The sequence below is a fragment of the Bacillus pumilus genome (assembly GCF_009937765.1).
Taxonomy (GTDB): Bacteria; Bacillota; Bacilli; order Bacillales; family Bacillaceae; genus Bacillus; species Bacillus pumilus_O.
This window is the reverse complement of record NZ_CP047089.1, coordinates 2,670,565-2,692,654: the sequence shown is the minus strand read 5'-3', so window position 1 is coordinate 2,692,654 and position 22,090 is coordinate 2,670,565. Positions and strand designations below refer to the sequence as shown.

Sequence of the window (22,090 nt, the reverse complement as noted above, 5' to 3'; positions counted from 1 at the left end):
CTTTCCTAATCTAACATCTCTAGTTGTTCCTGTCAATAGTCATGTTTACATGAGGGATCAAAAGATCTCCCTCTTCTTAGTTGTTCCCTTTTTTCTTTAAAATATCAAAAATGATACTTTTTTGATTCTCTTCGATTTCTTTCATGGCTAAATTAAAGGTTTGTAATGCTCGTCCAAACCTTTCTTCCCCAGATTGTGTTAAAGAAGTATAAATACCACGCTTATCATCCTCGCAAGTGGATCTTTCTAATGAACCACACGTTTTGGCTTCGAGCCTACCTACTAATCGTGACATTGCACTTTGACTTAACCCTATCAACTCTTGGAGTTGTTGTAATCGCAACTTACGATCAGTTTCTTGTGATAAATAATACATCACATAGAATTCTTTCAGGGATATATTATTTTGTTCTTTTAAAGCAGTTTCTAATTCATTTATAATCTTGTCTGTCATCGCGTTAAAATTCACCCAGTTTTTTAAAACTTCCAGCTGCAACTCCTTACTCATAACATCACCCTTTTAACATATAAATAGCTACTACTGTACTATGCGCTTATTTGCTTATCATCTTACAAACACATGTATGATAAAATCATATCACTTAAATACGTAAGAAACACTGATTTTCTTATTTGTTGTCTCAACATCTAAAATAGAGCTTGATACACTATATAGACTTATAGGTAGGGAATAACAATAAAAAAACAGATATAACCATTGTGTGTGATTTTTCATTTGGATTTAATTAAATAAAAAAGCCAATATTGCCCAATTGATTTGAGGATTCAATTCCACTGAAAGCTTTTTTGAATTCATTTAAAGGATAAACTCGATCAATACTTAATTCCATGTTGTTTTATAAATTCAATCATTTCTAGAAACTCTTCATTGCTTCCCATAGTAGAGCCTAAAAGGGTCACCTGTCCATTGAAAAAATCACGCAAATTAATTTGGGCTATATCTCCAGCGGAGGCACCGAAGGTAACGATCGTCCCCACTTGTATTACCTGGTGTAGAGACTTGTAAATCGTAGCAGCACCAACTGAGTCAATTACAAGATCCACTTTTTCTCCATCAAGCAACTGATCCCAAATTTTCATTACTATCAATCGCTTTATCTGCGCCAAACTCAATCGCTTTTGGGCTCTTTTCATCTGATCGTGCAGTCACATAAACGATTGCTACAAAGTGACAATACATCCCAAGATAAGTGTTTAGGCTTAGGTGCTACATTATCAGCAGTAATCGCAATTTTTTCTGCAAAAGTGCCATGATCAGGATGGCCAAGTATTGAAAAACCTTCAGGAGGTCATTTGTGTTATCCTTCCACCCAATTCCTGGATTTATGATGACTTGATTTCCCACTCGAACAAGATGCACCTCAGTACCAACAGCATCGATTACTCCAGTACCATCTAATCAAATGATTACTGGTGGTTCTGTAGATTTGTGTCTATCAAGAATAAATAAATCACAGTGATTCAGTCCCGCGGCTATCAAATTTAATATTACTTCTGTTTCTTTCGGTTTGGGATTGAATTAATCGGCATTTTTAGCGCCTTTTTAAATCCCATACATTTTCATTAATTGTAAGGGGATTTTACATTATTTTAGAATTAGTTGCTCTTCAATGCAATTAATTTCTGAAACTTAATATTGTAGTGGATACAAAGTTGTTATTTCTGTATGTATATAGCGTGTTATAACTGATATTAAATGAATTCAATGGGAGTGAAAACATGAAACAAAGAGAAAAAATTCTTTTAGCGTTTAAAGCTGCTTTTCCAAGTATCCTGCCTTTTCTGACTGGGTTTTTATTTTTAGGTTCAGCTTACGGAATATTTATGAATTCACTTGGATTCCACCCTGTTTATGCTACATTAATGAGTCTCTTAATATTTGCGGTTTCTATGGAATTTGTTGCAGCCATTCTGTTACTGACAGCTTTTAATCCATTAAATGCAGCATTTTAACAATGAGGCTGAATGCCCGCCATTTATTTTATGATTTATCAATGTTGGATAAATATAAAGGGACAGGGAAAAAAGGGCTATTTAATCTTTGGTCTGTGCGTTGAATCTTTTGCGATTAATAGCACAGCTAAAATATCTAAAAATATAGATAAGAGCTAGTTCTTGTTTATCACCTTACTTAATCACTTTTATTGGGTATTTGGAGCAACGATTGGAGGTTTATTTAGATCCTTTATTCACTTTCAAACAAAGGGTTTAGAGTTTGTTATGGCTGCATTGTTTGTGGTTATTTTTCTAGATTAATGGATGAAGGGAAAAAAGCATCACAGTTTACCTGCAATGGCATTAATATTAAGCATTCTTGCATTATGAATACGAGTACAAAAAGACGAGTTATGGAACAATGACATTAGCGCAGAAAATTATCACTTTAGGAGTTGTCGTATTAGTCATCATGCTTCCGTTTATTATATTTTCTGCAAATAAGCCTAATCCTACAATCAAACAATATTTAGGGAAATTCTTACCACCAGCTGTTCTTGGACTATTGGTCATCTATTGCGTAAGAGATGTCAATTTTCATTTAGGAACACATGGTATTCCTGAATGAATCGCTATTTTCTTAATAGTTGCTCTGCATTACTGGAAAAGGAGTATGTTGCTTTCAATAGCTGGTGGCACAATTACTTATATGTTGCTTGTTCAACTAGTTTTTAAATAGATTGTAAAAAAACACTTCTTTCATTTAGATTAAAATCAACTCTCTATAGTTCAGAACCAAAATCTTGAGTGTTGTTTTGCTTGCATACATAATTTGATTTGTTACCGAAAATTGTTGAAACAGTAAATTAAATATTTTGAGCTATTTCTTTTAAAAATATCATTCTCTTTTCATCTGTTGTTAAGTTAACTCTCGAAAAATGAATCCATTTGGTGTCTTCATTTTTAATTCCCAAGTCAGCTAGCGTTCTGTTAATAAAAACGCTTTGAATCGCATTTCCAGCTTCAGACTCTATATAATCCTTATCTGTTGTAGATGTTGAGATCACGGTTGTTTTTTTTATATTTGTCAATAAGCCCTTCAAAGCACCAGTATTTTTATCTTCCAAGAATGCGAAACCTCTTAACATCACTTTATCAATAAATCCTTTTAAAATAGCAGGTAAATCCCACCACCAGACAGGAAATATAAAGATCAATTCAGTTGACTGATTTAATTTCTCTTGATAATCCTTTACTAATTGATAAGGCGTATCTCCTTTATTGAAATATTGCAATTCTTCAGTTGAAAAAACAGGATTAAACCCATCTTTATATAAATCGATCACTTGAAATGGTTTTTTCTTTGTTTCTAGATTTTCTGTTATAGAAGTCAAAATGGCATGATTATAGCTTCCATCCCAAGGATGTGCATAGACAATCGTTTTCATTATTCATTCACCCTTTTTCTGAGATTTGCATCATATTTTGATGTACATTCATTTTATTGTATGCTATAACAAGCTACAAGTACGGTAATTAAAGTGCGATACTAACCAAAAGGAGTGTGTAAAATGAATGAGGAGTCCTTTCAGACGAAAGCTGACCTAAAAGATACTGGTTTTGGGTATACTTTGTCATTAATTGGCGGGAAATATAAAATGCCAGTTCTGTATGCTTTATATACAAACGATGGTCCTGTTCGCTATAATCAGCTGAAACGTATGCTAGGAACGATTTCTTTTAAAACATTAACCAACACACTTAAAGAGCTTGAAGCGGATCACTTAATTCATCGTAAAGAATATCCTCAAGTGCCTCCAAAAGTAGAATATCGTTTATCTGAAAAGGGTTTATCACTGATGCCTGTATTAGATGAGATATGTTATTGGGGAGAGGAACAAATGAAAAATAATTAGGTAGACTGGGAAGAAAGCTACTGCGATTTAACCATGCTTTCTAAAGTAGCTTTCTTCTCATCTTATTTCAATCCCATTGGCTCATTTTGTTGATGCGCTAACTCCATTCCTTCTGCCAGATAGAGAGCGTTCTGCGTGATTTTTCTCTCAGGTTATTTTGATTTTATCCCTGCACCACAAAGAGGTATGACAATGGTTTCTTCTGGTTTCTTTTGATATTTCATGTAGCCAGCCAAATTGACTGCTGAGGTCACTTCGACATAAAATCCTTTCTCACTTAATTTAGAGCGAGCATTCAATATCTCATCTTCTTCAATATCTATAAATGTACCATTGGTATCTTGTACAGCTTCTAAAATTTGTTTAGAGCGCGCCGGGGCAGCAATGGCTATCCCTTCTGCTAAGGTCCCTTTATTTGTGACAGGCGATGCTGATTTCTCTTCATTTTGATAAGCTTTCACAAGAGGTGCACAGTTTTTCGCTTGTATGGCAATGATTTTCGGTATTTTAAGAATCAAACCATTTTCAAATAACTCTTTAAAACCATCATACGCCCCTAGGAGGAGAGTACCGTTTCCAACCGGAATGATTAAAGTATCAGGTGCTCCATTTAGTTGTTCATAGATTTCATAGGCGTATGTTTTAGTGCCTTCAAAAAAATAAGGGTTATAGACATGACTTGCATAAAAAACCTTTTCATTGTCTACTGCCTTTTGTGCTGCAGCTGCAATGTCCTCTCGCGTCCCGTGAATTTCTTTAATCGTTGCGCCATGGGCTTTGATTTGAGCGACTTTTTTGGGTGAAGTGTCATCGCTTAGATAGATGTCACAGGCGATACCGCAACGTGCTGCATAAGCTGCAATCGCCGTTCCTGCATTCCCACTACTATCAGCAATCACCTTTGATACCCCTAATTCTTTTGCATGTGTCATCAATACAGCGGCTCCTCGGTCTTTAAAGGATAATGTCGGCATCATATAATCAACTTTTACATAAGTGTTTGGCTCATGAGGATCAAGTACGATTAAAGGGGATTGCCCCTCCCCCATTGTGACCGTTTCCCAAGTGTTAGAACCTTTTGAAAATGGCATGGTTTCAACATAACGCCATAAGGAGTTTGGATAGTGATTCCATGCTGCGACGTCTATTTTCGGGGTATCTTTCACTAGATTTAATACGCCATCACAATCACATTTCCATAGAGTTGGTGTCATCTCATATTTTTTCCCACAATGGTGACAAATTAATTGATTCATCAATCATCTACCCCTTTGAATATTTTTTTATATGAAATATAATTTTTTATATAGAGTAGGCAAAAAAATATCTTAAATATATGCAATGGCATCCATTTCAATTTTAAAACCAAAATGTAATTCATTCGTTGGAACAATCGTACGCGCTGGTTTATGTTCACCGAAAAGTTCCGTATAAACAGCATCGACTTTGTCCCATAAATGAATATCCGAAATGTATAATGTCATGCGCAAAATCTTCTCTTTTTTACTTCCCGCAGCCTCTACAATCATCTCTACATTCTTAAGCGCTTGTAATGTCTCTTCTTCAATGGGACCGAACTCTTTTTCTGTCGTTTCGGGATTGATGGCAAATTGTCCCGAAACATAGACTGTGTTTTGATGAATGGTTGCGAATGCATAGTGCCCGTTTGATTTTAGATTTCCTACCTCGAGTATGCTTTCCATGTTGACACTCCTTACCTCGATTTATTTTTAATTTCATCCAAATAGCTATAGACGGTTACTTTGGAAATGCCTAGCATAGATGCGACCTTTTCAACAGATCCTTTCATTAAAAAAATGCCCTTTTCATCCATGAATTTAATTAGTTCAATTTTTTCATGACGTTTCATGACTGGATGAACACTATTTTGAATGATTTGTTGAATCAATTGATCCACTATTTCTTCCACATTTTCAAGATCATCATTTGATGTTGTTTCTGCACCTTGAGCTTCCACTTGTGTAGTAAGAAAAGTATCTATAAATTGCTGCATTTGATTTAGGGCTTCAATATCAAAATTAATACAGAAAGCGCCAATCACTTTTTGCTTTGAATCACGTATTAATGAAGTCGAAGAACGAATTTTACGCTTATCTTCTGTTACAAATGTATAACCAGCCAGATAATCTTCTTTAAAATCTTCTGATTGTAATACAGTCTTGACTAGATGATCAAATGATTGGCCGATTTCTCTTCCTGTCACATGGTTATTTACAGTAAACATGACAGATGCTTGAGGGTTCGTTAAATCATGAATCACCACTTCACAATTTGGTCCAAACATTTTTGCAGTAGATTTTGCTAAAGGAATATAACTCTCTAATAACTTTTTAATATGTTCCATGCCTAAGCACCTCATTTTTTTATTCCACTAGATTATATAATTTTTTATATATAAAAACAATATATAGATTTATTTATATGTTTTGAAAAATACCATATAAAAAAAGCAGCCATTGACTGCCTTTTACTTGTGCTCCTTTCTAATTGTCTTTTTGCTGGATTCCATACAAAATGACGTCAATTCCCCATCGGAATCGTTCCATTGAAACGGGATCACCTGCAAACAATTCTTCTTTTACACGATGAATAAAAGGAAAATGCGTCTTGTCTGCATCATGAAATGCTTTTTTTGTGTCTGAAACCTGCGAAGAGTCATGTTTTTTCCAAGAGACCTTTTCGTATGCTACCGAAGATACGTATAACAGCAATAGGTCTACTCCCCATGCAGCGGATGTAGATTTGATCCCGCCTTCATGCAATGCAGCGAGAAGATGTTCGGTCAACTGAAGAAAGTTCGTTCCTTGTGGAATGGTGGAAAGAGAAATTTCAGCGAGACCAGGTTTCTCGAATAGCAGAGTGTTCGTTATAATTATTTGTTTTATGATTGTGTTTTAATGAAAAGAAACCAATCCCCCACCATCATATGATACACTTTGGATCAATTGGTCTCCATGGTTCTAAATCTAAGTGTAAGAGGTGTTTCTATGAATAAATTATTGGCCATGTTGATATTAGGATTAGGCTTTAGTGGTGCCGCGCTTATTCTTTCTATCCCTTTGTTATTCAAAGCCAAACCAGAACAAACTGAGCTGATGTTTGCTGCTGGATCAGCGGGCGCTTTCGTAGTATTTGCTGTCTCATGCTTAGTTCTTCGAAGACGATTCAATCGCTAAAAAACCTAAACAACATCATCATTGGAACAATGGAGATTTGTTTAGGTTTGTGACTTACCTTGATATGAATTTAAAGAAAGTGGTATAGACTGACCCCAATACTAAGAGCGAATAAAACAAGTGCAGGAATTGCTTTTTTAATGGGATCTCTGGCCAATACGATCAGAGTAAATGCAGCTGCCAGCATCGTGCCTCCTAACAATAAGCCTGATAATAATGCTAATGTTGGCATCCATATGCCGGCGAGCATTCCAGCGGCGCCTATTAGCTCAAGAGCCCCCGTTAAAACATTGAAAAATGCAGGTAAACCAAATCGTTTGAACTCTTCTGCCATTTTCCCTGATATGATTTTCGTTCCTGTGAGGAAAAAGAAAACGGCCAATACAATTTGTAAAATAAGAATGAAAATATTGATCACATCTTTCTAAAAAGTGAAATTTATATGTCATAGCATATATCGTGCGAAAATAGAGGTTGTTCCTGCTTTACAGATTTATCAAGACGGATAGTCTGAATGAAATAATTTGTTTAAAAGTAATTTTAATTGTTGAATCTCTTCATCGCTTAATTGATTTGTCACAGTTCGATGTGCATCGATGACGACAGGAAGAATCGCCTTTTTGATCTCGTCTCCTTTTTCTGTTAAAAACAAATGATGCGAGCGCCGGTCTTGTTCATTAAAGATTTTTTTGACAAGCCCTTTTCGTTCCATTGACTGGATCATTCTGACGACAGTGGTTTGATTTTTATCAATGCCTTCTGCCAATTCTTTTTGAGTCGTCCCTTTTTCATGGTTAAGAATACTAATAATACCCCACTGTTCTGGTGTAACTCCGTACGGCTTTAACCTATTCGTAAAATAATTCGTCATTTTCACATCAGTGCGATGAACGAGATAACCTATTAAATCGTGTAACTTCATGTAAACACCCTCTCACCATTTTATATGCTATAGCATTTATATTAGTGGAGCGGTGAAACATTGTCAAATTGTCTACCTGTTATGCTTAAAATCAATACCTGACATGATATACGGCAATGCTGATTTGATAAATTTTTCTGAAGAAATGTGAGAACTATTCTTTCTCCATTCAACAGAAGCTCCGTGAATCCCCCAGCTTAAAAAAACAGCCGTGACCTTCAACACTTGTTTTTCGACATTAGTATATTGATTCACTAACAATTGATAAAAAATAATTTCAAGCTGTTCTCGAACAATTGGAGCAAGTTCAGTTTCATATTCTACTTGGCACCGGTTATACAGAGATTGTTGAAAACTGGCTAGCGCTTTAAAGATATTCATCATTGTATCTTCATCTAGTTTACTATTATTAAAATTGATACTTTCTAAATTAATCGACAATACTTCTGATAGTGTTTTATCTAATAAATCGTATTTATCCTCAAAATGATAATAAAACGTCGCTCGGTTAATCATGGCTTCTGCTGTCACATCTTTCACCGTAATATCCTTAAATTCCTTTTTTGATGAAAGCTTGATAAATGACTCCATTATTAATTTGCGTGTTCTTAATACGCGCGGATCTGTCTTTGGCTGCGTCATCTTCTTCCCCCTTCTTTTTAAACACATGCTTCAATCTGTTGGATAAACAACAAATTGAAGAAATTATTGGTGTTGATCTCACTCATTCTGTCTTAAGATTCAATTGTAAAGCAAATGATGGCTTGATTCAAACAACCGATCAGGAAACGAGTATTCCTGAACAATTGAGGAGGAAATATCATGATTAAAATTGGGATTATCACTGGTAGTACAAGAGATTCAAGAGTTAATATTCAAGTAGCGGAATGGGTAAAATCCATCGCAGATAAACGAACGGATGCTACTTTTGAGATCGTTGATATTAAGGATTATGAGCTGCCTCGCTACAACGAACCAGCACCTGCCCTCATGTCAAAGGATTATCAAACACCAGAAGCGCATGCATGGTCAAAAAAAGTGAGTGAGCTTGATGGGTTTATTTTTGTCACACCTGAATACAACAAAGCGGTCACAGCTGGACTGAAAGATGCGATTGATTACTTATATACTGAATGGAACAACAAGGCAGCTGGAATTGTCAGCTATGGTTCTTCTCTAGGTGTGACAGCAGCAAATAACTTACGGTTAATTTTATCTGTTCCGGCTGTTGCAACAGTTCGTACTCAACCTGGGCTAAGTCTTTTTACTGACTTTGAACATATGACAACGTTTAAGCCAGCAGCGTTTCATGAAGAAACGGTTGATACGATGCTGGTTGAAGTCGTATCTTGGTCTACAGCTTTAAAAACCATCAGACATTAATACTTAAACAGAAAAGAGGAAATAACTTGAAAAACAATGACATGTTTTGTGATTTAGAAACTGGTGTATGTGGTGTAGGTGAAGAGGAAGATGATCCAAGTCATTGACTTTCACCAACCTAAAAAAACCATTACACTCTACTATGTAACAGATCCAATTTGTTCTCATTGCTGGGCAATTGAACCTGTCCTACGTCGTTTGAAAGAGGAATATGGACATTATTTTCATTTCCAGACTGTGTTAGGTGGACTGCTAGAGAAATGGCATTACGGTCCAATTGATCCTGCAAACGGAATTTATAAGCCTGCTGATGTTGCGGGTCACTGGAGAGAAGTCGGAGAACATTCTCGCATGCCAATAGATGGGTCCTTAATGATTGACAATCCTGTTCAATCCTCCTACCCATCCTCTCGTGTGTTCAAAGTGATTCAAAAACATCACGGTGATGAACAAGCCTATACGTTTTTACGCCGTGCAAGAGAAGCGCTATTTTCATTCAATCAAAATATATCGGATATCGCGGTTTTGATTGATATCGTTAACAACCTTGGACTGAACGGAGATGTGATTTTACATGAAGCGGAGCTCCCAAGCGGACAAGATTTATTAAATCAAGATTTTGCTCTTGTTCGAGACCTCGGTGCAAGAGGTTTTCCGACCATCATCTTCGTCAACGAAGAAAATAAAGGAGTTAAAATCACGGGTGGTCGACCATTAGACGTCTATATTGATGGATTAAAGCAAGCTTTAAACACAGAAGAGCTTCAACCGAAGAAGCTCCCCGTGGTTTCTGCCTTACTCGAAAAAGAAAAATGTCTATTCTCTAAAGAGATTGAAGTGATGTACGATGTTGATCAATCGGATGTGCGGTCTTTTATGGAGAAAGAACTTTCACAAGAATCGTTCCAATTGAAAGAAGTTCTAGGAGAACAGTATTTCACAACTTCAACATAAGGAGAATGATGATGGCTTACGTATTACAAGTGGATTTTAAGATGAATGGTCCTTTCGGAGATGAATTGGCAAAAGAGTTTTCTGATTTAGCGAGAAGTATTAATGAAGAGGACGGGTTCATATGGAAGATATGGACGGAGAATCCTGAGAAAAATGAGGCTGGCGGGATTTATTTATTTGAAACAAAAGAAGCAGCCGAAACATATCTCGATATGCATTCTAAAAGAATCACGAGCTTTGGCATAACAGACATCAATGCGAAAATCTTTGATATAAACTCTGAGCTGACTCATATTACAAAAGGTCCATTCAAAACGCATAAAGATTGAGACACGAAAAAAGAGCAGTCGCTGGCTGCTCTTTTTGCTTATGAACTAATATTCAACTTTAAACCGACTCTTTAAAAGGTTATGATCAGCAGTTTCCTCTATCTCATTTGCTGTTTGTTTTTTTGATTAAGTTTACACCATCATATGATAGGTTTTCTACATGTGCAGTCTTTTGCAGGATGTAATGATCAAAAAACGTCTTCGTATAGTCCGTCACAAGATGACGCATTTCTAATGCATCCCTTGTGCCTCTCAGTTCCTCATCTACACCTGTAAACACGATGTCACAGTAATCTAAATGTGCAGCACCATCAACAGTGAAATAATAGGTTTCCATGCTATTGTTAGCACCAACGATCGCATTCATATCATAATTCGGTTCAGAAAACAGGAGCAAAAAGGGTTTATTGAGATCGCTGTCGAGAAGGCCGAAGGCACCACTATCTAAGCCAACCCCGCAGACAAACCGGTCGTCATCCCGGCAAACAATAGCCGCTGTAGGCCCGCCATAAGAATGTCCGGCGATGCCCATGCCGATGTCGAGCAGCAGTCTGTTGTGAAAAATAGACTTCCATTTGGTTCTGGAAATGTGTCATACCTTTTCATTCTTTTATGCCCCTTTCATCATGAAAATGGATATCTGTTCTTTGCTGGGTGCGTATCGTTTTGTGATATAATTTTGAGTCAAAGACAAGCGCTAAGAATAATGAAATGAACTTGCTAAATGGACATCATGATTGTGAAGAATTCCGAAGAAATGATAGGGTGATAGCGATGAGAAGAGTAGAGTCAGGTATATCAATAGACAACGAAACATTTTCTGATGTTACCAGGTATGAAAACGAAACAATCAGCAGAACGACAATCATCAACTCAAATGTTCGTTCTCCTATTTTTGGAGTTGTCACTTGGATCATCTTGTATTTGATACGTGTGATCTCACGAATGCAAGATTTTTTGCCGGTAGTACGATTGATCATTGTACTTTTATTCGTTCCGACTTGCGCTCTGTGGGCATTGGCAAAAACGAAGCCGTCTTCACCAATTGCGTATTTTCTTCCTGCGATATGAGAGGAATGACATTGGAGAATGCTACTTTTATCGATTGTGCTTTCTCTAGATGTAGATTCAATGACCGCGTTTTACAGGTTGCGAACATCGTCAATTGTACTTTTGCTGGTAAGCTAATAGATATTACGTTTGAGGGAAATGGCAAACAAAAGCTGATCGCCGATTTTAAATACTGTACCCTTGACGGTGTTCGTTTTATAGGCTGTGACCTGTCGGCATGTAATCCGCCAGCATTCAAAATATATGTTGAAAATGTATCTGAACGTGTGAAAAAGGCCTTAGAGAAGATAGGTGATGACCCTACTCTGTCTGACGATGATCGGAAAATACTAGTGCGCAGTCTGCGCAAGCTTGAACAAATGGAACAGTATATTTTTAACACGAAACATATGGAGAAAATATATGGGCCTGCTTTTGTTGAGCGATTTTTTAGTCATCTTGGATGTAGCAAGGGTCACATTTAGCGCTTGCTACATCTCTTTTTCTACTTTATCTTTATGTGGTACATCAGCTTCGAGTATATTTGAGCGGAATGAGTTCTTCGATTTTCACCTTGACCAGCTCCCCATCGATCTCAAGGATGACAAAACATGCCGGTCCAAAGTCTGAAATGAGCTCTCGGCAGATGCCGCAAGGGCTTACTACCCTAATGCTTCTATCTTCTTCATCTGAATAAGGGTGTCTCACTGCAACAATGGTATCAAAATCCTTATATCCATTTGATAAAGCGCTACCAATCGCAATGGCTTCTGCGCAAACAGTTACCCGTCCGATATAGGCTTCTATATGGACAGCTGATATGATTTCTCCTGTTTTCATACGGATCGCTGCCCCTACATGATGTTTGTCATCTTCATAAAGACTAATAATCTTCTTTTTTGCTTCGTCGATTAATTCTATATCTTCTTGTGATAGATCAAAAGTTTTCATCGCGTTCCCCTTTCACCTCACTACTCGTATGTATTATATCAAACATGAGGTGATGAACTGTTGCGTGAGATGAAATGAATGGGAACAAAAACAGCTTATGTTTGCATATATCATCTTCTTATCCTTTTTTATAGCGACGAATCATATAGTGGATGATTTTTGTGATGACAGAGGTACACATGCATAAAAAGGTCATCGTAATGACCCAATACATATTCGACATATCAAACCCCGTATAGGCAAAGATAAAAATGGTTGAAGCTGCAAAGGTGATCATTAGAACGATGTAGACCCGCTTAAAGAGGATATAGCCTACAATCCCCCATATTAAAATTAACAAAGGCAATGTAAATAAGATCAGAGCCATAGGTTGAAGAAAAGACATCATCATTATCCACTCTCCTTTACTAACTACCCATTTGTTTCATTCCATTGATAAAGCGATCAATCTTCATGTTAATGGGAAAGATGCTCCTTGTAAACATAAATTGGAATTTAAGGAAAGTTTAATCTGTCATGAATTGATATTGTGATTGTATTTAAAAAGACTGCTTACTTGTAAGCAGCCTTTTGGGTGTGAACCGAATCCCTAACGATTGATCACTTGAATGATTTTCTCCTCGGCATCTTGTGCCTCAGGAATTGGCATAACAACAAACACATGCAGCATTTCAGGATAAACAAAGGTTTTGATGTCTATTCCTTGTTCTGTTAGTTTTTCATCGAGCTTTATGGCATCTGGATATAACATATCATGTGTTCCAATGAAATGAGTAATCTTCGCAAGTCCTTTGAAGTCACCGTATATGGGACTGATCAATGGATCAGTGACATGTTGATCAGCTGTCCAAATCTTTGCAATGACTTCCATTCCTTCATGACCTAGAATCGGGTCCTTCTTTGCATATTCAAACATGAGAGGATTGCTTAAGCTCATGTCAACACATGCAGATAATAAAATAATATCCTTCGGCTGTGGCAGTCCTTCCTTCTTTAAAAGGTGCGCCAGACCAAGTGAGATATTTCCGCCAGCTGAATCTCCCATGATCGTCAATTGATTGGCACTTCCGGCGGTTTTCAGAAGGTCTTTATATAGGTTAAGAATTTTCGGATACGTATCCTTGTAGCTATAATGAGGCACTTTTGGGTAGATAGGAGCGACCACTTTCGCATCGAGTGATTGCGCCATTTTATCCATGAACCACCAATGGACATTTAAAGGCTGATTTGTCCACGCGCCACCATGCAGATAGAGAATGACTTTTTGATTTTGTGATGCTTGTTCATTCAATGTGAACACTTGCATTCCTTCGAATGTCTGCTCTTGTACCTCACTGATTAACTTCACATCATCCCCAATGGCATAAGGCTGCGTATTTTCAATTCCTTTTTGCTCAAGAAATTTTTTTGTATGTTCGATACTAGAAAAACTCTCTTTATTACTTTGCGAAGCGAATAATGTTTCAAATTGAATACTTTCTTTAGAACGCTCACCATAATAAATTTCTACACTCATTTTTTTCTCTCCTAACACTCAATATGATGATTAATCATCCTGATTTGGTACACGAAATGATTCCAGGTAGACGTGTACTTTTGTTTCAGGGGTTTTTAATAAGTTAGATAAAAGGTCTTGAATGAGACGAAGGCTTTTAATTTTCTTTTCAATTTCTTCATGTTTAAGATGGACAATTTCCCTTAAGGTATCAAGGTCTATGTCTTGACTTAGCATGTTCATAATTTCAGCTATTTCCTTTAATGAATAACCCAGCGTTTTTGCATCTTTGATCAATTGAATCTTCACAACATAGTCTTCTGTATAGAATCTGTAACCGTTTGAACGTCGTCTTGGAGCAGGCAATATGTTGTGCTCTTCATAGTAACGAATTGCGGCAGGACTTACTCCTGTTTTTTTGGCAAGTTCTCCTCTAGTCATCAACTCCATCGTTACTCCTTTTTCATTATTTTTCTTACTATATGTACATTATAAAGGTTGAACTATACTTCAAGGTCAAGGTGAAACATTTTTTGACCAGTTTTTGTTTATTGTAGCGAGGAGATATCTAGTGCTTTTATGACATGATTTGTGTTACTTTTCAGTTAACAAATAAAACACCATCGCGCCCGTCAAATAAAGGCGGGCGCAATGATGTTTTCATCATTCATTCTAGATTATGATAAATCTTCTCCATTTGTTGCAATCACATTTTTGTACCAGTAGAAGGAATCCTTTCTGTAACGATTCAATGTACCATTCCCTCTGTCGTCTTGATCTACATAGATCAAACCATAGCGTTTACTCATTTGAGATGTTCCGCAGCTAATTAAGTCAATGCAACCCCAAGGCGTATACCCCATTAAGTCGACACCTTCTTTGACTGCTTCTTTCATCTGTTCAATATGTTGTTTTAAATAATCAATTCGATAATCGTCGTGTATTTCTCCGTCTGATGTCAGTGTATCTCTTGCACCAAGTCCGTTTTCACAAACAAATAAAGGTTTTTGGTATCTGTCATACAGCTTAATTAATGAAATGCGCAGACCCATCGGATCAATTGGCCAATCCCATTGTGATAACTCCAAATGCTCATTTTTGATTGGGCTATCAAATGTACCCGCTAGCTCTGCTGCATCTTCTCGCGCTTCTGCTACGTGGGACATATAGTAGCTGATTGCCACAAAATCAACGATGCCCTCTTTTAAAATTTGCTCATCTTGCTCTTCGATATCGAGCTTTATGTCGTTGTCAGCAAAATATTTCACCATGTATGTTGGATATTCACCTCTAGCTTGAACATCCGGATAGAACATATTCAATTGGTTCGATTTTACCGCTTGCAGCTGGTCCTCTGGCTTCGTTGTTTTTGCATAGGCTTCAATTTGGTTAATCATACAGCCAATTTGGACATTTGGAATGATTTCTTTTGCAGCCTTCACTGTGAGAGCACTGGCGATAAATTGGTGATGTGATGCTTGATACGCAGCCTGTAATTTATGGTCTACTAGGTCCTCTAAAATTCCAGCACCGGTGTAAAGGCTGTTGAGGTTCATATTCATTTCATTGAATGTAATCCAATACTTCACTTTATCTTTATATCTTTCTAAAATAGCGCGGGCATATTTTTCAAACAACGGGACAAGCTCTCTACTCATCCAGCCATTATATTTCTCTGTTAAAGTAATCGGCATTTCGTAGTGAGACATCGTGACTAATGGTTCAATTCCATATTTCGCACATTCATCAAATACTTGATCGTAAAAAGCCAATCCTTCTTCGTTTGGCTTGTCTTCTAAACCAGTTGGAAAGATTCTTGCCCATGAAATAGACAAGCGAAACACTTTAAAGCCCATCTCTGCAAATAGTGCAATATCCTCTTCATATCGATGGTAAAAATCGATTCCGCGTCTTTTTGGGAAATCAAATTCATCAGGTTGTTCCTTGTATCTTTTTAATTCAGCTGAACTAACATCGAAAGTAAAATTGTTCACTTTTCCTTTTTCATAAGGATCTTTATATGCAGCAAAGTCTGATGTCGACAGGCCCTTGCCACCTTCTAAGTATGCGCCCTCTATTTGATTGGCAGCAGTTGCGCCACCCCATAGGAAATTATCTGAAAATCCTTTTTTTAATTCTTTCATTTCAATCATCCCTTCTCTTTATATTAGTGAATAAGCATTAAGAGCTTATTTTGACCTGCGGTGACATGAGCGTCACCTGTATGAATCACATCAAGGTATTGCGTAGAATTTGTGACGATAATAGGTGTCACTACATCTAAATGGTTTGATTGAATTCCTTCTATATCAAACGATAATAAATGATCCCCGGTTTTGATCTCATCGCCCTCTTTTACGAGTACATCAAAGAATTGGCCGTTTAGGCTGACGGTATCAATCCCCACGTGAATCAATAATTCAATCCCATCATCTGAAACGAGTCCGATGGCATGTTTAGTAGGCGTAACAGTCACTACTTTTCCTGAGAACGGTGCTTGTACCACCCCCTTATCAGGCAAAATTGCGACTCCCTTTCCCATCATTTCACTTGAGAACACGGAATCATTCACTTCAGATAAAGGAATGACCTTTCCGCTCATAGGTGCTTGAACTTCGAATGGGCTTGTTTGCTTAGATAATTGTTGATTCTCTGTACCCACAGCGTGATTTGGCTTTTCTGCTGCTTGCTCGTTAACGGCTGTAACAGACTCCTTAAATCCAAGGAAAATGGTGACGAGAAGTGACACGATAAAGCTCAAGGCGATTCCAATCAGAGCCAGCTGGAAATTATTCGTCCCTTTCATCATGTAAGTGGGCAGTGAGGTGATGCCTGGAATCGAAAAGGCTGTTGTTTTAACTGAAAATAAACCGTAAAAACATCCACCGACTGCGCCGCCAATTAATGAAGCATAAAATGGTTTTTTTAGTCTAAGCGTGACTCCATAAATGGCTGGTTCTGTGATACCGAAGAAACTAGGAAGCAATGTTGAAAGCGCTAAAGACCTTGTTTCTACTCGTTTGGTACGGATGATGACACCTAACACAGCGCCTGCTTGTGCCATATTCGCGATGAAATTCATCGGAAGCAGCATGATATCGTAACCCATTTTTTCAAAGCTGGCTAACGTGCTTGGGAAAAATGCGTAATGCATCCCAGTTAACACAATGAGTGGCATCAGGCCTCCCATTAATAAACCGGCAATCGGACCAGCGAAATTGAACAAAGAAGTGAAAAAGATTTCTAAATACTGCCCGGAAACGTTTCCAATAGGAGCGATAAAAGCCAGTGTAAGAGGAGCCGTGATCATTAGGCTCAGTACTGGTGTAAATACGATACTTAAGGATTTTGGGATCGCTTTTGTTATCCACTTATCGACAAAACTTAGTAATAGCACACCTAAAATAATTGGTAATACAGAAGATGTGTAATTATTTAATGGAATACTTAACCCTAAAAAACTTAACGGATCTGCTCCTTTTGCTGCACCTTCGATCATCGCTGGATATAGTAAAATCCCTGCTAATGCGAGCGCAAGAGATTCTCGCGTTTTAAACTTTTTCGCTGCCGAATAAGCAATGAGGAAAGGTAAAAAGTAAAACACAGCATTTGAAAAGATTTGAAGTACTTGATAGGTAGAGCTTGTCTCCGTTAGCCAACCTAAGCTAACAAACAGTGCCATGATCCCTTTGATCAATCCACTACCAACAATCGCTGGTAAAATAGGTGTGAAAATTCCGCTGATTACATCGAATACAACTTCGATTGGATTCATCTTTGACGTGTTTTTAACAGGAGTAGAATCATTGCTACTATGACCGACCAGATGATCGATTTCCTCATAAATCTCTGCTACCTTTGCTCCAATAATGACTTGAAATTGTCCACTTTGGAATTGTGCACCTAAAACACCATCTAATGTTTTCAGCTCATCCACTTTAACCTTGCTTTCATTGTTGAGATTAAATCTTAGCCTTGTGATACAATGCCAACTTTGAGATATATTTTCGGTTCCACCGATTAATTTCACAATTTCTTGAGCCAATTCTTTGTTTTCCATGCCTTCACCCCTTCATTTTCACAAAAAAAACCTAAACAAAATCCACCATTAGAAAAGATCATTCTTCTTCATGGAGATTTGTTTAGGTTAATGCTTTTTCATAACACGCCTAAAAGAAATCATTTATTTTTTTGGTGTTCCTTTGTAATTCTTTCAATATGGATGACTAAAAAAACAAGCTCGTCTTCTGTCACATTCCAATTGAATTCTCGTTTTAACATTTCTTTGATAATCAACCCACACGCATAACTCTTCATATAACGATCCTGTATTAATTCTTTTAACGAGTCATCCATCTGCTGTGGTGGTTGATTGGTTTCCTGCCTGACAATAAAATATCTCAAATGTGTGATAAACCTCGAATAATTAATGGATGATTTATCTAATATCATCTCAAAAATATTTTGAATGATTTTGACGATTTCTTTTGTGAGGTGAGTCATCTTAATGGTGTCTCCCATAGACTGACCATCTATTTGAGCGTTTACAAAATGCAGGGCAATGAGTGAAGCTTCAGTATCTTCAAAAGAAATGCCCATCATCTTTTGAATAATTGTCAGTGCTTTTTTCCCGATTTGATATTCTTGAAAATAGAGATGTGGAATCTCCCACACAATGGGGTTTTCATACGCTATTTTTTCTTCGTGCCTTTGAATAGCAAAGGTAAGATGATCGGAAAGCGAAAAGAGCACGCTGGAACCTAACTTCTTATTCAACATCTCTTCGCCCACGCGAATGATTTTTTCAGTTAATAAAAGGATATCAGTTGGGATAGCGGTAAGTTGAGATTCTAATGGAGACGTCTGATCAGAATAAAATGTCTTACTGATAGCGCTCTCATCAAGAGTATCACCTTTCTTCTTTTTAAAACCTATTCCTGTTCCAAACACAACAACTTCATTTTGAGCCTCTGTTAGAGCTAATACGATATTATTATTTAAAACTTTAACGACGGTGAACATCCTCATCCCACCTTACCTAAAATGCTAAAAAAAGCATAAAAAAACACCAAAATCTCAGCAAACAACGTACAAATGTACAAACTGTTTACCTGACTTGGTGGTGCCTGATCATATCAGTAACACTCCTGCATCGGTTACGACTTTATTTTAAACAGAGGAATGACCAAAGTCAACTATTTTTTCTGAAAAAATAGATGGAAATACCTATAATGATTTTATCTTGCATGGATCATTCTACAGTTTAACATATTTAAGGTTGTTGTAAGGTTCGGATTAATACAAGTTAAGGTTGAGGTTGTACAATGGGTTTGTAAGGAAGTGAGGGATGAGTCAAATGGTCCCCTCTTCTAAATCAATCATAGAGGTGAAAAGGTTTGAGAGAAAATAAAATTTTGTCTTCATTATGTTACTTCAGTATCTTTTTTGCACCGTTTCTGTTTCCGATTATCGTCTATTTCTTAGGAAAGGACGAAGTGAAATATCATGCGAAAAAGTCACTGTGGACGCATGTTATTCCATATTTGATTTTCGGTATTGGTATTGTCGGATCAGGTTTACTTGGCATGAACGATATCAGTCATGCTGGTCCGTTCTTAATTGCAACATATGCTGTGACATTCCTTGTGGCGATCTACTTCTTCATTTGGAACATTGTGAAAGGAATTAAAGTGTTTTCAGAATAATAGATGGAAAAAACGGTTCTGTCATTGAGCAGAACCGTTTTTTTGTATGTCTCTTTATGCGGGTAACTGGATATCAATCGTAGTCCCTTCTCCAATGATACTCTGTATCGTCATATCTCCGCCGTGTTTTTGGATGATATCTTTTGCAATCGCCATTCCAAGACCAGAGCCAGCATGTGTCCCTCCTGTATTCGTCCCTCTATAGTAGCGGTCAAACACTTTTTCTAGCTCTGCTTCTTCAATTCCTTTGCCGTTGTCTTGAATTGTGATGTGGGTATGGTCTTTTTGTTCAAGCTGTACAATGATTTTCACATCAGCATCATTGTGGACCAGGGCATTTAATATGAGATTGGTGACCGCTCTTCGTATGAGGATCGTATCAATATTCAGCATAAGCTTGTCTACATTCGTTTGCAGCTCAATGGTCTGATTAGCATATCTCGAATCATTGAGGATATCAATTAACGTTTCACGCAGCAACGGCACAATGTTCACCAGCTCTTTATGCAGCATCACGTCGTTATTTTTAAGCCTTGTTGTTAAATTTAGATCCTCCATCACATCTTTAATGTACAGTGATTTATTCTCAATGATATCAGCGTAATGTCTGATATCTTGTTCTGAAAGAGGATAACTTGGATCTTTCATGATTTCTGCATAGCCTTGAATAGAGGATAATGGTGTTTTAATATCATGAGAAATATGGCTGATCCACTCTTCTCGCATTTGCTCTAATTTGTCTTTTTCCTTTTGACTTGAAGCGAGCTGCTCTGATAAGTGATTGACATTATAGAACACATCTTTATAGATTCCCTTCGTTGGCAGCTTCGTCGTATAATCTCCGTTTGCGAGTCGCTGGATGCCGTAAATGGCACGGCCGAGCGGTTTGATGAGCTGCCGGCTGAATAAGTATCCAATGAATAAGGCAATGATGGCATCAATCGATAATAAAATCATCGTCCCGATATTGAATTGCGATATTAAGTCTTTCGTATCAAAAGAAAATAAATATTTTCCGATGGAAGGGTCCTTAAATCCGATAAAGTAGCTGTATTCCTCGCCCTTTCCGTTTTTCCCCCCAGCATAAATAGTAGACATCAATTGCTTATCTTTATATTTATGTAAGTTCACGATTTCTATAGGTGTGTATTTGCTCTTTAAACCTTTAGGTGCTTGTGCATGATAGACGTCTTGTCCATTTTCATCTAATATTTGAATCCAAGCGTTTTGTTGTTTTAAGGCTTGTTGTCCTTCTTTACTCACAGTAATATCTTGATCAGACAAGGTGATGTATTGTTCAAATGTTCTTGTGAAGGTTTCCGGCGTATTTTCTTCGTTTTGCTGGCTGCTTGCTTGTAGTACAAGCCAAATCATGAATCCAAATAAGTTAATAAAGACTGTGATAATGGTCACGATAATGACAGAGACCATATATCTGCCTGTTAATCGCCATTTCATCTTTACGCATCCTTTACAACAAATTTATAGCCAAGCCCTTTAACTGTCACGAGAAATTCTGGTGTAGATGGGGAATGTTCTATTTTCTCCCGAAGTCTTCGTATATGTACCATCACTGTATTATCAGAACCGAAGAAATCCTCTCCCCAAACCGTTTGATATAGCGTTTCTTTACTGATCACGCGATTCGGATGCTGCAAGAAATAAGTCATCAACATAAGTTCTTTCGGAGTGAGCTCAATCGCCGCTCCGTTTTTCGTTAGTTCAGCTTGCTGCTCGTTTAACTCAAAAGGTCCTTTTTTAATCACGGGCTCCTCTTGAGAAGGCTGTAAGTATGATGACCGTCTTAGCTGAGCTTTTACCCGGTAGGCGACTTCTTTTGGGCTGAACGGTTTTGTAATGTAATCATCGCCGCCAATGGCAAGTCCTACAATTTTGTCTGATTCTTCTCCCTTTGCTGATAAAAAGATAATGGGAACATGCGAGACGTCTCTGATTTGTTTGCAAATATCGTAGCCTTCACCGTCTGGCAGCATAATATCCAGTATGACGAGATCGGGTTGTTCTTGATGGAATTGTGAGAGCCCGTCACGGGCAGTTGAAGCTGTTATCACCCGGTCAATGCCTTCTCTTGTTAATACGGTATGGATTAATTCCAAGATTTCTTTTTCGTCATCTATAATCAAGACTTTGTTTTGAAGTTTTGGCATTATGATCACTCTCCTGAAGTCATTGTGATTATTATACCCAAAGTGGAGACGTCGTGAAAAATCA

25 protein-coding genes and 4 pseudogenes are annotated in these 22,090 nt (G+C 37.4%); 9 read left to right on the top strand and 20 right to left on the bottom strand.

The genetic code is table 11. From position 1 onward, the window contains the following. Nucleotides 1-76: 76 nt before the first annotated feature. Together GPS65_RS13180 and GPS65_RS13175 are read right to left on the bottom strand one after the other, a co-directional pair. Nucleotides 77-508 (bottom strand): MarR family winged helix-turn-helix transcriptional regulator, encoded by a 432-nt coding sequence (locus GPS65_RS13180; RefSeq protein ID WP_144456554.1) that lies wholly within the window; start codon nt 506-508, stop codon nt 77-79. 326 nt (nt 509-834) lie between these two features. Next, nucleotides 835-1,134: a zinc-binding dehydrogenase gene (locus GPS65_RS13175; RefSeq protein WP_049754905.1), complete on the bottom strand. Its 300-nt coding sequence runs from the start codon at nt 1,132-1,134 to the stop codon at nt 835-837. 606 nt (nt 1,135-1,740) lie between these two features. On the opposite strand from GPS65_RS13175, the pseudogene GPS65_RS13170 reads away from it, so the two are divergent. Further along, nucleotides 1,741-2,346, top strand: a pseudogene (locus tag GPS65_RS13170) (AzlC family ABC transporter permease). A gap of 31 nt (nt 2,347-2,377) precedes the next feature. Beyond that, nucleotides 2,378-2,695: pseudogene (locus tag GPS65_RS13165) on the top strand (branched-chain amino acid transporter permease). Between the two features lie 127 nt (nt 2,696-2,822). On the opposite strand, the gene GPS65_RS13160 reads toward GPS65_RS13165, so the two are convergent. Continuing rightward, nucleotides 2,823-3,404 (bottom strand): NAD(P)H-dependent oxidoreductase, encoded by a 582-nt coding sequence (locus GPS65_RS13160; RefSeq protein ID WP_144456552.1) that lies wholly within the window; start codon nt 3,402-3,404, stop codon nt 2,823-2,825. 123 nt (nt 3,405-3,527) lie between these two features. On the opposite strand from GPS65_RS13160, the gene GPS65_RS13155 reads away from it, so the two are divergent. Beyond that, nucleotides 3,528-3,872: a winged helix-turn-helix transcriptional regulator gene (locus GPS65_RS13155; protein ID WP_012010123.1), complete on the top strand. Its 345-nt coding sequence runs from the start codon at nt 3,528-3,530 to the stop codon at nt 3,870-3,872. A gap of 152 nt (nt 3,873-4,024) precedes the next feature. On the opposite strand, the gene GPS65_RS13150 is transcribed toward GPS65_RS13155, so the two are convergent. The 4 genes from GPS65_RS13150 to GPS65_RS13135 all read right to left on the bottom strand — a co-directional run bounded on the left by GPS65_RS13150 (nt 4,025) and on the right by GPS65_RS13135 (nt 6,706). Then, nucleotides 4,025-5,128 carry a threonine synthase gene (locus GPS65_RS13150; protein ID WP_144459819.1) on the bottom strand — a complete coding sequence of 368 codons (1,104 nt, stop codon included), beginning with the start codon at nt 5,126-5,128 and terminating at the stop codon, nt 4,025-4,027. A 72-nt stretch (nt 5,129-5,200) separates the two neighbouring features. After that, entirely contained in the window at nt 5,201-5,575 is a 375-nt protein-coding gene (locus tag GPS65_RS13145) for a RidA family protein (protein WP_161985437.1), read from the bottom strand. 11 nt (nt 5,576-5,586) lie between these two features. Next, on the bottom strand, nt 5,587-6,237 hold the full coding sequence (locus tag GPS65_RS13140) for a helix-turn-helix transcriptional regulator (protein WP_088002780.1): 651 nt from the start codon (nt 6,235-6,237) through the stop codon (nt 5,587-5,589). A gap of 139 nt (nt 6,238-6,376) precedes the next feature. After that, nucleotides 6,377-6,706: a TetR/AcrR family transcriptional regulator C-terminal domain-containing protein gene (locus tag GPS65_RS13135; RefSeq protein ID WP_420797199.1), complete on the bottom strand. Its 330-nt coding sequence runs from the start codon at nt 6,704-6,706 to the stop codon at nt 6,377-6,379. Between the two features lie 174 nt (nt 6,707-6,880). Here GPS65_RS13135 and GPS65_RS13130 point away from each other — a divergent pair, with 174 nt between their 5' ends. Then, nucleotides 6,881-7,069 (top strand): hypothetical protein, encoded by a 189-nt coding sequence (locus GPS65_RS13130; protein WP_012010127.1) that lies wholly within the window; start codon nt 6,881-6,883, stop codon nt 7,067-7,069. A gap of 70 nt (nt 7,070-7,139) precedes the next feature. On the opposite strand, the gene GPS65_RS13125 is transcribed toward GPS65_RS13130, so the two are convergent. The 3 genes from GPS65_RS13125 to GPS65_RS13115 all read right to left on the bottom strand — a co-directional run bounded on the left by GPS65_RS13125 (nt 7,140) and on the right by GPS65_RS13115 (nt 8,633). Continuing rightward, nucleotides 7,140-7,487 carry a DoxX family protein gene (locus tag GPS65_RS13125; RefSeq protein WP_012010128.1) on the bottom strand — a complete coding sequence of 116 codons (348 nt, stop codon included), beginning with the start codon at nt 7,485-7,487 and terminating at the stop codon, nt 7,140-7,142. A gap of 78 nt (nt 7,488-7,565) precedes the next feature. Then, nucleotides 7,566-7,991, bottom strand: a complete 426-nt coding sequence (locus tag GPS65_RS13120) for a MarR family winged helix-turn-helix transcriptional regulator (protein ID WP_012010129.1) — start codon at nt 7,989-7,991, stop codon at nt 7,566-7,568. Between the two features lie 72 nt (nt 7,992-8,063). Further along, nucleotides 8,064-8,633: a TetR/AcrR family transcriptional regulator gene (locus GPS65_RS13115; protein WP_012010130.1), complete on the bottom strand. Its 570-nt coding sequence runs from the start codon at nt 8,631-8,633 to the stop codon at nt 8,064-8,066. Nucleotides 8,634-8,813: 180 nt separating this feature from the next. On the opposite strand from GPS65_RS13115, the gene GPS65_RS13110 reads away from it, so the two are divergent. From GPS65_RS13110 to GPS65_RS13100, 3 genes and pseudogenes are all read left to right on the top strand, one after another. Next, nucleotides 8,814-9,374, top strand: coding sequence for an NADPH-dependent FMN reductase (locus GPS65_RS13110; protein ID WP_012010131.1), 561 nt, complete (start codon nt 8,814-8,816; stop codon nt 9,372-9,374). 26 nt (nt 9,375-9,400) lie between these two features. Continuing rightward, a pseudogene (locus tag GPS65_RS13105) lies at nt 9,401-10,328 on the top strand (DsbA family protein). Nucleotides 10,329-10,339: 11 nt separating this feature from the next. Beyond that, complete coding sequence (locus GPS65_RS13100; protein ID WP_012010133.1) at nt 10,340-10,657, top strand: monooxygenase; 318 nt, start codon at nt 10,340-10,342, stop codon at nt 10,655-10,657. A 103-nt stretch (nt 10,658-10,760) separates the two neighbouring features. Here GPS65_RS13100 and GPS65_RS13095 read toward each other — a convergent pair. Continuing rightward, a pseudogene (locus GPS65_RS13095) lies at nt 10,761-11,225 on the bottom strand (alpha/beta hydrolase); the annotation flags it as partial. Nucleotides 11,226-11,565: 340 nt separating this feature from the next. On the opposite strand from GPS65_RS13095, the gene GPS65_RS13090 reads away from it, so the two are divergent. Beyond that, nucleotides 11,566-12,192: a pentapeptide repeat-containing protein gene (locus GPS65_RS13090; RefSeq protein WP_161985436.1), complete on the top strand. Its 627-nt coding sequence runs from the start codon at nt 11,566-11,568 to the stop codon at nt 12,190-12,192. Nucleotides 12,193-12,235: 43 nt separating this feature from the next. Here the strand turns inward: GPS65_RS13090 and GPS65_RS13085 are convergent, their stop codons facing one another. From GPS65_RS13085 to GPS65_RS13055, 7 genes are all read right to left on the bottom strand, one after another. Beyond that, a complete protein-coding gene (locus GPS65_RS13085) occupies nt 12,236-12,658 on the bottom strand; it encodes a cytidine deaminase (RefSeq protein WP_012010136.1) in 423 nt (140 codons plus the stop codon). Nucleotides 12,659-12,776: 118 nt separating this feature from the next. Continuing rightward, nucleotides 12,777-13,049 carry a DUF2651 family protein gene (locus GPS65_RS13080; protein WP_012010137.1) on the bottom strand — a complete coding sequence of 91 codons (273 nt, stop codon included), beginning with the start codon at nt 13,047-13,049 and terminating at the stop codon, nt 12,777-12,779. A 198-nt stretch (nt 13,050-13,247) separates the two neighbouring features. Further along, the gene (locus GPS65_RS13075; RefSeq protein WP_119124953.1) at nt 13,248-14,174 is read right to left on the bottom strand and encodes an alpha/beta hydrolase fold domain-containing protein; all 927 of its coding nucleotides are present in this window, start codon (nt 14,172-14,174) and stop codon (nt 13,248-13,250) included. Nucleotides 14,175-14,204: 30 nt separating this feature from the next. Next, a complete protein-coding gene (locus GPS65_RS13070) occupies nt 14,205-14,603 on the bottom strand; it encodes a MerR family transcriptional regulator (protein ID WP_012010139.1) in 399 nt (132 codons plus the stop codon). A 227-nt stretch (nt 14,604-14,830) separates the two neighbouring features. Further along, nucleotides 14,831-16,306: a glycoside hydrolase family 1 protein gene (locus tag GPS65_RS13065; protein ID WP_041815577.1), complete on the bottom strand. Its 1,476-nt coding sequence runs from the start codon at nt 16,304-16,306 to the stop codon at nt 14,831-14,833. Nucleotides 16,307-16,320: 14 nt separating this feature from the next. Next, nucleotides 16,321-18,213: a beta-glucoside-specific PTS transporter subunit IIABC gene (locus GPS65_RS13060; RefSeq protein ID WP_119124954.1), complete on the bottom strand. Its 1,893-nt coding sequence runs from the start codon at nt 18,211-18,213 to the stop codon at nt 16,321-16,323. A 119-nt stretch (nt 18,214-18,332) separates the two neighbouring features. Next, nucleotides 18,333-19,175, bottom strand: a complete 843-nt coding sequence (locus GPS65_RS13055) for a PRD domain-containing protein (protein ID WP_012010142.1) — start codon at nt 19,173-19,175, stop codon at nt 18,333-18,335. Nucleotides 19,176-19,549: 374 nt separating this feature from the next. On the opposite strand from GPS65_RS13055, the gene GPS65_RS13050 reads away from it, so the two are divergent. After that, the gene (locus GPS65_RS13050; protein WP_012010143.1) at nt 19,550-19,858 is read left to right on the top strand and encodes a magnetosome magnetite crystal formation protein family; all 309 of its coding nucleotides are present in this window, start codon (nt 19,550-19,552) and stop codon (nt 19,856-19,858) included. A gap of 54 nt (nt 19,859-19,912) precedes the next feature. Here GPS65_RS13050 and GPS65_RS13045 read toward each other — a convergent pair whose 3' ends face one another. Continuing rightward, nucleotides 19,913-21,316, bottom strand: a complete 1,404-nt coding sequence (locus tag GPS65_RS13045; RefSeq protein ID WP_012010144.1) for a sensor histidine kinase — start codon at nt 21,314-21,316, stop codon at nt 19,913-19,915. A 2-nt stretch (nt 21,317-21,318) separates the two neighbouring features. Beyond that, nucleotides 21,319-22,026 carry a response regulator transcription factor gene (locus GPS65_RS13040; RefSeq protein WP_012010145.1) on the bottom strand — a complete coding sequence of 236 codons (708 nt, stop codon included), beginning with the start codon at nt 22,024-22,026 and terminating at the stop codon, nt 21,319-21,321. Between the last annotated feature and the right edge of the window lie 64 nt (nt 22,027-22,090).

Bases quoted from the DNA above. Each gene is read 5' to 3' on its own strand.
- GPS65_RS13130 (WP_012010127.1), top strand. From the start codon at position 6,881: ATGAATAAATTATTGGCCATGTTGATATTAGGATTAGGCTTTAGTGGT.
- GPS65_RS13065 (WP_041815577.1), bottom strand. From the start codon at position 16,306: ATGATTGAAATGAAAGAATTAAAAAAAGGATTTTCAGATAATTTCCTA.
- GPS65_RS13045 (WP_012010144.1), bottom strand. From the start codon at position 21,316: ATGAAATGGCGATTAACAGGCAGATATATGGTCTCTGTCATTATCGTG.
- GPS65_RS13110 (WP_012010131.1), top strand. From the start codon at position 8,814: ATGATTAAAATTGGGATTATCACTGGTAGTACAAGAGATTCAAGAGTT.
- GPS65_RS13120 (WP_012010129.1), bottom strand. From the start codon at position 7,991: ATGAAGTTACACGATTTAATAGGTTATCTCGTTCATCGCACTGATGTG.
- GPS65_RS13080 (WP_012010137.1), bottom strand. From the start codon at position 13,049: ATGATGATGTCTTTTCTTCAACCTATGGCTCTGATCTTATTTACATTG.
- GPS65_RS13160 (WP_144456552.1), bottom strand. From the start codon at position 3,404: ATGAAAACGATTGTCTATGCACATCCTTGGGATGGAAGCTATAATCAT.
- GPS65_RS13055 (WP_012010142.1), bottom strand. From the start codon at position 19,175: ATGTTCACCGTCGTTAAAGTTTTAAATAATAATATCGTATTAGCTCTA.
- GPS65_RS13085 (WP_012010136.1), bottom strand. From the start codon at position 12,658: ATGAAAACTTTTGATCTATCACAAGAAGATATAGAATTAATCGACGAA.
- GPS65_RS13070 (WP_012010139.1), bottom strand. From the start codon at position 14,603: ATGGAGTTGATGACTAGAGGAGAACTTGCCAAAAAAACAGGAGTAAGT.
- GPS65_RS13180 (WP_144456554.1), bottom strand. From the start codon at position 508: ATGAGTAAGGAGTTGCAGCTGGAAGTTTTAAAAAACTGGGTGAATTTT.
- GPS65_RS13140 (WP_088002780.1), bottom strand. From the start codon at position 6,237: ATGGAACATATTAAAAAGTTATTAGAGAGTTATATTCCTTTAGCAAAA.
- GPS65_RS13145 (WP_161985437.1), bottom strand. From the start codon at position 5,575: ATGGAAAGCATACTCGAGGTAGGAAATCTAAAATCAAACGGGCACTAT.
- GPS65_RS13100 (WP_012010133.1), top strand. From the start codon at position 10,340: ATGGCTTACGTATTACAAGTGGATTTTAAGATGAATGGTCCTTTCGGA.
- GPS65_RS13150 (WP_144459819.1), bottom strand. From the start codon at position 5,128: ATGAATCAATTAATTTGTCACCATTGTGGGAAAAAATATGAGATGACA.
- GPS65_RS13155 (WP_012010123.1), top strand. From the start codon at position 3,528: ATGAATGAGGAGTCCTTTCAGACGAAAGCTGACCTAAAAGATACTGGT.
- GPS65_RS13075 (WP_119124953.1), bottom strand. From the start codon at position 14,174: ATGAGTGTAGAAATTTATTATGGTGAGCGTTCTAAAGAAAGTATTCAA.
- GPS65_RS13115 (WP_012010130.1), bottom strand. From the start codon at position 8,633: ATGACGCAGCCAAAGACAGATCCGCGCGTATTAAGAACACGCAAATTA.
- GPS65_RS13040 (WP_012010145.1), bottom strand. From the start codon at position 22,026: ATGCCAAAACTTCAAAACAAAGTCTTGATTATAGATGACGAAAAAGAA.
- GPS65_RS13060 (WP_119124954.1), bottom strand. From the start codon at position 18,213: ATGGAAAACAAAGAATTGGCTCAAGAAATTGTGAAATTAATCGGTGGA.